The following is a 4,858-nucleotide window of genomic DNA, read 5'->3' on the forward strand; positions in this document are numbered from 1 at the left end:
TTCTCCACATCATTGAGAAGCACGCTCAGCAAGGAGTTGACTATCAAACCATCCACGCTGGCATCTTAATTGAACATCTGCCTTTGGTCAGAAACCGGCTAACCGGCATTGTTTCTCGTGGTGGTGGTATCCTAGCCAAGTGGATGCTCCATCACCACAAGCAAAATCCCCTCTATACCCACTTTGACGACATTATCGAGATTTTCAAGAAATATGATGTCTCCTTCAGCTTAGGAGATTCTCTGCGTCCTGGCTGCACCCATGATGCATCTGATCAAGCCCAGTTAGCAGAATTGAAAACATTGGGGCAGTTGACTCGTCGTGCTTGGGAACATGATGTACAGGTGATGGTAGAAGGACCTGGTCATGTGCCGATGGATCAAATTGAGTTCAATGTCAAAAAGCAGATGGAAGAGTGTTCAGAAGCACCTTTCTATGTCCTAGGACCACTAGTGACAGACATTGCGCCTGGATATGACCATATCACCTCTGCCATTGGAGCAGCTTTGGCTGGCTGGTACGGTACCGCCATGCTGTGCTATGTAACCCCGAAAGAACATTTGGGACTGCCCGATGCTGAGGATGTGCGCAATGGCTTGATTGCCTACAAAATTGCTGCTCATGCGGCGGATATTGCCAGGCATCGTCCAGGAGCACGGGACCGGGATGATCAACTCTCCATTGCTCGCTACAACTTCGACTGGAACCGCCAGTTTGAACTTTCCCTTGACCCCGAACGAGCTCGGGAATACCATGATGAAACCCTGCCAGCAGATATCTATAAGACAGCAGAGTTTTGTTCCATGTGTGGACCAAAGTTCTGCCCCATGCAAACTAAAGTTGATGCTGATGCCTTGACTGAACTAGAGAAGTTCTTGGCCAAAGAACCTGCCCATCAAAGCTAATTCAATTATCAATAAGCTAAACGTTTTAAAAACCCGGTTTCCTAGCAGAAGCCGGTTTTTTTTGACTTTTACTGCCACTTACCTATTAGAGCGCTACGGGCTGGGAATCGGGAATCGGGAATCGGGAATCGGGAATCGGGAATCGGGAATAGGAAATACCAAATAGGAAATAGGGAATACGCAATAAGGAATACGCAATTGGGAATAGGGAATAGGCAAGAAGCAATAGAAAAGCCAGGGTAAACGCATCTTATTTGATATAAATGGTAACAGAAAAAAAAATGATTAACTCAATTTTTTGTTAAATTCGAATAAATCCCATCCTAAAAGCAGTTTTTTTTGTTCAAAGTCAACAAATTTTCCGCTGACTTTAAACAAGAATCAAAGTCGGATTTCCGTACGAAACCAGAATGTAGAGTACTCTCAAATCGACCTTGGATAACACAGCCAATATAGCAGAAGTCAGAAGTCAGAAGTCAGAAGTCAGAAGTCAAACTCTTGCGCTTACTTAGGTTTGAGACTTTTGTCATGTCCTAACTGCCCTGGCGACTGCTATAATTGAGAATAAGTGGCGCTTATTGAGAATCAACCGGGTAATTCTAGATTTTTGATACTATTGTTTAATTTTTAACTGTTAATTTTGATACAAATTTAGATGCGTTTACCCTGGAATTATACCATAGGCAATCAACCCAAACCCCAAGCTGACAATAATGACAAAACCCAAGCTCCTGGTTTGGTTTTTTTCTACCCAGCTTCTCCTTGAGCAAAGGCTAGTTCCTAGAATCAGGATTAGTGCATTGAAAAGCCGACAGAGTGCCCAGGTAAATGGAAGTGACGCACTCCCACCGCTAAGCTGGCGCTATAGCGTGGGCTTCTTCATCCGTTCGCCAAAGGCTAGGCCATAGGCCAAAGACTGAGAAGCGATCGAGTGTCCGTGCCGTCCCTTAGGATAGACACGATTTGCTTCGTGGTACTATTGTCCATATCGCCAGATACGACTAGCTTCCCACTACGCCGTTTTATACTTGGGAAAACGCCCAGCCCAAGTCGTTTGAGGTTGATTGCGGCATTCACATCCCGGTCAACCAAAACCTTTTCAACCGGATCGTAATACTTTCTGATTGAGCAATCGGTAAATATAACTTCGTTCCGATAACTCAGAATCATTGATGAATACGCCGGTTTTTGTTTGATAACCACTGCTCCAGCTTTTGAGGCTATGTAGTCCAGTGTGGTTATAAATTCACCAAACGCCGCGTCTAACCAAGACTTGTTCAGCCCAGACTTAGCCGATTGGCCGTTAGGCAAATACGTCCCATCAGCGGCTTTGTTGGGTTTATTTCGTTTTGTCAGTCCCTTGATATTTAGCAACTCTAGGAAAAACACTTTCTTGCCGGTTTTCACCAGCAAGTGAGCCAGGTTGTAACGGTGATTCTGGCGCTGCCTAGCAATGCGTTGATGTATTCGAGATTCACGCAATGCTAGCTGGCGACGGGCTTTAGAACCTTTACGTTTCGATGATTTCTTAGCAGAGACGGCCTTGAGTTTTGGTAAAGACTTACGCAGCGGTTTAGCTGATTTGTATTTGGTATTTTCAGATGTGGCAATGTAGTCATCGCCCTCTAGCACTGCGTCAAGACCGATTGAGTTATCCCAAGTGGGGACAATCTGATCAGGCGTCAACTTAGGCACCGTAGGATCTGCTACGGTCAGGTTGATATACCAACCATCGGCTTTTTTAGTCAAGCTAACACGTTTGACAACGGCACCATCCGGCATTGGTCGGTGCATCCGAACCTTCACCATTCCGAGCTTGGGAAGCTTGATATAGAGCCAGTTTTTGCGGACAAGATAAATCCACCTTGGTTTGACCATTGCGAACACCATCGTCCGGTAGCTGGATTGGTTCTTAAACCGTGGCTTACCGCTACGCAAGCCATTGGAATCACCCGATATATAACGCTTGAAAGCATCGTCAGCCCGTTTGCAGACATCCTGCAAAACGGTTGAATCTAATCGGGTGAAGTCCAACAGCTCACCGCTATGAAACACCTTGATCAGATCTGTTTTGAGTCCAGGCAATTGTGACTGTTGACCGTATCTAGTCGGCTGATCTCTGAGCTCAGGTAACGGGCAAACTAACGGACAAGCGTTGACTTTGGTTCTATTGTTGTCCCACCAATCGAAACGATCTCCGAGCTGGCGGTTATACCAATAGCGACACACTCGAAGCCAATAATTAGCCTCAAGTTTTTGCTTAGTGTTTAAGTAAGCTCGATACTGAAGCGTTGATTTCATAGCGGCCGATCCGACCATTACTGCGGGGCTTAGTGTTATTATAGCACCAGCACAGGAATTAGTGTCAACCCATGCCTAAAGATGATATCCACCGTGCTAGAGGCGTTTCAAACTTGAAAGCTCCTCAACGTGTTAGTCCCAAAATACCGGCGTAAAGTCTTCACAGGGGTGATGCTAACCCGCGTAGAATCAATATTTTCAGAACTGATGTCTAAGTGGGAAGGTAGTTTGGTCGAGTTCAATGGTGAAGCGGATCACGTTCATTTATTGATCCAATACAATCCCCAGACTCAGCTGAGCAAACTAATCAATAATCTCAAGACCGTTTCCAGTCGATACCTACGGAAATAATTTCCCGATCAAGTGAATAAGTATTACTCGAAAAAAGTGTTCTGGACTGGCGGCTACTTCATTGCTAGTTGTGGAGGGGTTACCGTTGAACAACTCAAAGAATACGTTCAGAGTCAGGACAGACCTGACTGATGTTGGGTGATGGGGCATCGAACCCCATCACCCAACCTGGCTTTCATCCCACGCTAAGCTGTGGCTTAAGCGTGGGAATTCCCGCCGAGCTAGTTAAATTACGATTATCGGCGACAACATCAATTAAGCGGTCAGCAGCCAGAGTATGAAAGGCATTTATCACACCAGCAAAAAAAAGTGATACGCCGATGATAGGAACGATTGGGTCTTTGGTGATGCTGTAGTTCGTGAAGGCTAAGCAAACAGTAAAAAACGCTGTACAGACACCACTCCACTCCAGGAGTGTGTGTACAAAACTTCCGGAAAAGACCGAGTGCATGGCATCATTAACTTCATGGGGTTCCCATTCAGAGGCTGCCGAGAGGTCAAACAGTTCCTGATGGGTACTAAAATCAACCCCTAATTGATGCAGAATATAGGGTAAAATGCAGATAAAAATGACTGTCCAAACAAATGGTTTGGGCAACCTAGTTTTGCCGAAAAGCCTGGCTTTTATCATAGTTTTTATTCCATAGTTTTCATTCCCAATATGGCTTTCGGTTTGATGAGTGATCAAGATGAGGAAGGTCTTTAGGTAAGACTTGGCTAAATCATGCCACCAATAGGCAATACCAAGTACAGTTATAGTGCCAGAGTCTATTGACTCAGTGATGGAATACCCTAGAGCTGTTCATTATGGGTTAGAATCATTGAACAACATGGACTTCTGTGATGCCAGTTAGATATACCAGTTACATATAGAGTTCCCGACTAGTCCGACCCAAATAACGGCGTTGTAATTGTAGCGGGATGATTTATGGAGATCGGGAAGAGACGGGAAGTGGGGGAAGATACTGCAAGAATGGGAAGTAACCTGTGAGGCATATAATCTGAATTAGCACTATGAATTAGCACTATGAATTAGCACTATTAATGCTACAAATGATTTGATTTCTTTGATTGAATTGGTAAGGGGGCAGGGGTACTCAGGAGTAAGGGAAAGGACTTTGTAGTTTTTCTCCCTTACTCAAAAATCGACAATTTAAGTGCGCGACATCGTCAACAGGGCTATTTCATTCTCATGAAAGCAAATAAATGCTAGATTTACAGGTTAAACCAGTGTTTCATGAGTTCCCATGGGTTTGCCACCCCCACCTGCCCCTACAATCTTACTTCCAAGCCTTCCCCCA

The 4,858-nt window shown here is 44.9% G+C and carries 4 protein-coding genes and 1 pseudogene; 2 read left to right on the plus strand and 3 right to left on the minus strand.

The features are described from left to right. Positions 1-905: phosphomethylpyrimidine synthase ThiC (gene thiC / locus F6K57_RS36865; RefSeq protein WP_293073230.1), on the plus strand; the 905-nt coding region annotated here is incomplete at its 5' end. A 93-nt stretch (positions 906-998) separates the two neighbouring features. On the opposite strand, the gene F6K57_RS36870 is transcribed toward thiC, so the two are convergent. Continuing rightward, the gene (locus F6K57_RS36870) at positions 999-1,154 is read right to left on the minus strand and encodes a hypothetical protein (protein WP_293020951.1); all 156 of its coding nucleotides are present in this window, start codon (positions 1,152-1,154) and stop codon (positions 999-1,001) included. 648 nt (positions 1,155-1,802) lie between these two features. Then, positions 1,803-3,206, minus strand: a complete 1,404-nt coding sequence (locus F6K57_RS36875; RefSeq protein WP_293020949.1) for a transposase — start codon at positions 3,204-3,206, stop codon at positions 1,803-1,805. 129 nt (positions 3,207-3,335) lie between these two features. Between F6K57_RS36875 and tnpA the strand changes: the two are divergent. Further along, a pseudogene (tnpA, locus tag F6K57_RS36880) lies at positions 3,336-3,689 on the plus strand (IS200/IS605 family transposase). 43 nt (positions 3,690-3,732) lie between these two features. Here tnpA and F6K57_RS36885 read toward each other — a convergent pair. After that, complete coding sequence (locus F6K57_RS36885; protein WP_293020947.1) at positions 3,733-4,188, minus strand: hypothetical protein; 456 nt, start codon at positions 4,186-4,188, stop codon at positions 3,733-3,735. Positions 4,189-4,858: the final 670 nt, after the last annotated feature.

This window comes from Moorena sp. SIO4A5 (assembly GCF_010672005.1).
GTDB lineage: Bacteria > Cyanobacteriota > Cyanobacteriia > Cyanobacteriales > Coleofasciculaceae > Moorena.